The sequence below is a fragment of the Treponema endosymbiont of Eucomonympha sp. genome (assembly GCF_001028545.1).
The window spans coordinates 1-507 of sequence record NZ_BBPW01000525.1; the positions used below are offsets into that span (position 1 = coordinate 1).

Here is a 507-nt window from a genome sequence, read left to right on the forward strand (position 1 = left end):
CCGCGGGGAGACGCAGTCGCTTGCGGTGGCTCCTCTCGTCACGACGTTCGACGAACAGGTATACGATGACATTGAAGGCGACCGGCGCGAGCATTTCATTCTGCACTACAACTTCCCGCCCTATTCGGTGGGCGAGGTCGGCAGAACGGGCACGGGGCGGCGCGAAATCGGGCACGGCAACCTTGCCCGCCGCAGCCTTGAGCCTATGGTGCCGTCTCGGGAGCGGTTTCCGTATACGGTACGCGTCGTCTCAGAAATCATGGAGTCGAACGGCTCTTCGTCTATGGCATCGATATGCGGCGGCACGCTCTGCATGCTGGCGGCGGGAGTCCCGATGAAAAAGCCGGTCGCGGGAATCGCCATGGGTCTTATCACTGAAGGCGACAAGTACGAGCGCTATGATAATCCCGTGGGAGGCGGTTTTGTCTTTTTTGAATTGCTTGCAGTGCGCACTGAGTTCTTTTATTCGTTCAGTCAGCAACGCGACCTGAACATTCGTGTTTCCGG

General features: G+C 58.6%; 1 pseudogene. It reads left to right on the forward strand.

The features are described from left to right. Positions 1-507: pseudogene (locus AWU74_RS07900) on the forward strand (hypothetical protein); the annotation flags it as partial.